The organism is Corallococcus sicarius (assembly GCF_003611735.1).
GTDB classification, from domain to species: Bacteria; Myxococcota; Myxococcia; order Myxococcales; family Myxococcaceae; genus Corallococcus; species Corallococcus sicarius.
Genome location: NZ_RAWG01000594.1, coordinates 1 through 1,989 on the forward strand (window position 1 = coordinate 1; position 1,989 = coordinate 1,989).

The 1,989-nt window shown below is 69.8% G+C and carries 1 protein-coding gene; it reads left to right on the forward strand.

Annotated elements, in window-relative coordinates; genetic code table 11:
* Positions 1-659 precede the first annotated feature (659 nt).
* Positions 660-1,989: serine/threonine-protein kinase (locus D7X12_RS41045; protein WP_244225093.1), on the forward strand; the 1,330-nt coding region annotated here is incomplete at its 3' end.

The window sequence follows — 1,989 nt, forward strand, 5'->3', positions numbered from 1 at the left end:
ATAAGAGACAGGCAGGGGGTTGCGGAGGCCTGGGCGGCGAGGGCGGCCATGGTGGCGGAGCATCCATCTCGCTCCTGGCAGTGGACTCACGCATCGAGTTTCAAACCACGAGCCGGATTGTCACCCGAGGTGGTGGTGCAGGTGGACGAGGGGGCGCGGGCGGTCCCGGTGGAGCCGGAGGCGCGGGTGCCATGGGAGGCCCGTTTGCCTATTCCATCTCAGGCAAGGAACTCCCAATCACCCCGTCGTCTCGTCCGTACACGACCGTAGGTGGTTCAGGGGGGCTAGGTGGAGACGGAGGAACAGGTGGCCTTGGTGGAAATGGTGGAGGTGGTGGGGGTGGTCCTTCCGTTGGCATCTGGTGCAGCAACGCGAACATCTCAACTGAGGGAGCTACCCTCAGCTACGCCGTAGCTCCTGGAGGACCTGGGGGCGTGAGCGTTGGCGGGATTGATGGAGGCCAAGGAGACTCGCTTGACTCCATCGGCTGCCTTACTTCCGACGGTGGAGTTTTCTGACCCACCGTCCCCGCCCGCTGCTGTCAGGCAGCGGGCGTCGGGGCGCGACCCGGGGGCTAGAGCCTGTTCGCTCGCCCCCCTGGCGCCCGGCCACGACTTCGCTTCCAGGGATTTCACCTGTTACGCTCCCTCGCGGTGGAGATGTCTTCCGAGCTGATCTGCGAAACCTGTGGCCTCACCGTTCCGTCCGACACGGCGGTGTGCCCTCGTGACGGCACCGTCGTGCTGTCGTCGTTCCAACCGCCTCCACCGGAACCGAAGGTCATCGTGGAGCACCCGCAAGCGGGCACCGAGTCCACTGCCATCTCCGACCCCCTCATCGGCCTGAAGCTGGGCGAGTACGAGCTGCGCTCCCGCATCGGTGTGGGCGGCATGGGGCTCGTCTACGACGGCATCCAGCCCCTCATCGGCAAGCGCGTCGCCGTGAAGGTGCTGCGCCCGGAGCTGGCGCACTCCTCCGAACAGGTGGCCCGCCTCCTCGCCGAGGCCCGCGCCGTCAACGCCATCCGCCACCGCGGCATCATCGACATCTTCGGCTTCGGCCAGCTCCCCGACGGTCGCCAGTACATCGTCATGGAGTACCTGGATGGCCAGCCGCTCGACGCCATCCTCTCCGAAAAGGGCCGCCTCCCCGTCATGGAGGCGCTGGCCCTGCTCGAGGAAGTGCTCGCCGCCCTGGGCGCAGCGCACGGCGCGGGCGTCGTGCACCGCGACCTGAAGCCCAGCAACATCTTCCTCGTGCGCCAGCCGGACGGCTCGCGCTACGTGAAGCTGCTCGACTTCGGACTCGCCAAGCGCGGCGAAGGCCCCACCGGCCGCACCGCGCAGACGCGCACCGACATGGTCGTCGGCACCCCGGAGTACATGGCGCCCGAACAGGCCCGCGGCCAGTCCGTGGGCCCCATGACGGACCTGTACGCCATGGGCGTCGTCACCTTCGAGATGGTCACCGGCCGGCTGCCCTTCATCGGCAGCTCCCCCGTGGACCTCCTCATGAAGCACGTGGAGGCGCGCCCGCCCCGCCCTTCCGAGTTCGTCTCCGACCTGCCGCCCGCCGTGGACGCCTTCATCCTGCAGATGCTCACCAAGGATCCGGAGACGCGTCCCAACTCCGCGGATGCCCTGCGCCAGCACCTGGTGAAGCTGCGCCGCACCCTGCGGGCCACGCGCACCAACCCCACCGCGGTCGCCCCCACCGAGGAGTCCGCGCCCAAGCCCCGTCCCGCCGTCGTCAGCGACGCGGACGCGCGCCGCCCCACCACCGAGGTGCCCGCGCCGTTCCCGCCCGACACCATGGTGCCCCAGGAGGAGTCCCGCTCACCGCGGCGCTTCATCCCCGTCGCCATTGGCGCGGCCGTGCTGCTCACCGCCGTGGGCGTCGTGATGGCCACGCGGGGCCCCGCCGAAACGCCTCCGCCCGCCGTCGTCGCGACCCCTGCGCCACCGCCCGCGCTGAAGGCCGCCCTCCCCG